The sequence below is a fragment of the Mesorhizobium sp. M2A.F.Ca.ET.067.02.1.1 genome (genome assembly GCF_004023285.1).
Lineage (GTDB): Bacteria > Pseudomonadota > Alphaproteobacteria > Rhizobiales > Rhizobiaceae > Mesorhizobium.
The window spans coordinates 1-1,244 of record NZ_RZSB01001142.1; the positions used below are offsets into that span (position 1 = coordinate 1).

Below are 1,244 nucleotides of genomic sequence, written 5' to 3' on the forward strand. Positions count from 1 at the left end.
ATCAATTCTTGATCGCGTTGCCGATCACAACGCCGCTGCCGAAGATCAGCGCCTTGGTCAGGAAGTCGTTGTTTTCTCTCGGCGGCGGCGCGTCCTCGCGAACCACGGTGTCGCTGTTGCGGCGGCGCTGAACGACCTGCGTCTGTTTCCGGCGCGGCTTTTGCTGCGCCGTCGGGTCCAACGTGCGGGTCTTCTGCACGACCTGCTTCCTGGTCGGCGCGGCGCGCGCCTGGTCTGCGGCGTTCCTGGCGCGCACGGCATCCATCATCGGGTCGGTCTGGATCACCAGCAGAGCCAGCTGTTCGCGCGTCAGATAGGTGGTTGGCGGGAGGCTGTTCTTGCCTTGCCAGACGCCGATCGCTTGGCGCGTCCTCGGGCCGATATTGCCGTCGACCTGGCCGAGCTCGTTGCCCAGCGCTTCGATGCGCAATTGCAGGTCGATGCGGCTGTTGCGGTCGAGCCCGATGGCGCTTTCCGTCAGCTCGGTGCCTTGCGTCTTTCTCATCTCGTCGGTGATGCCGACCGAGGTGCGGACGGCCGAGCCGGGATTGGCACTGGCATCGTCCGCGCCGAGCGCCGCCACCTGCTTGCCCGTCGCCGGATCCTTCAGCTGGTCGATGTTGAGCTTCGCCACCGTGGCGAAACGGCCGTTCGGGAACTGGTCGAGATAGGCCTCGTAATAGGGGATGGCGTTCTTCTTCGAAGCCTCGTCCCAAAGCCGCTGCTCGACTTCCCAGGACGGCGGCTCGCTCGCCGCGAGGGCAGGGGTTGCCGTCGCCTTGGCCGCGTCTGCCGCCGCCGTCGCGGGGGGCGAAGCTGTTTCTGCCACGGGCTTGCCGAGGAACACTTCTCGTCCGAGCGAGGCATTGTGCCATGGCCGCTGCCGGCCTTGCGTGGCTTCCGTCACCTCGCCGCGCACACGCGTCAAGGCGCTCTGGATCTCGACGCCCGGCTCGGTCAGGTGCTTGGCCAGAGCCAGCGAATAGGGGCTGTCGACGCCGTTGCCGTCGAAGGCGATAGCGCCGGGGTCGGTCGCATAGGCGATCAGGACGCCGCCCGTGCCCATGCCGTCGGCCTTTGCGTCGACCGGCGCCAGGCCCGCGCCGAGCGAGCGGCTCTTCGGCAGCGCCGCTGCCAGCGTGCGCGCCAGCGGATTGTCGCGGCAGGCGTCGAGGATGATGATGCCGACGGCGGGATCGGCCGGCAGCGCCGCCATGAACTCGTCGATCTGGACCGTGCGGGTC

At 68.0% G+C, this 1,244-nt stretch carries 1 protein-coding gene; it reads right to left on the minus strand.

All coding sequences use genetic code 11. The features are described 5' to 3' along the window. Position 1: 1 nt before the first annotated feature. A partial coding sequence (locus EOA28_RS36205) for a caspase family protein (protein WP_128315865.1) occupies positions 2-1,244 on the minus strand: 1,243 nt, incomplete at its 5' end.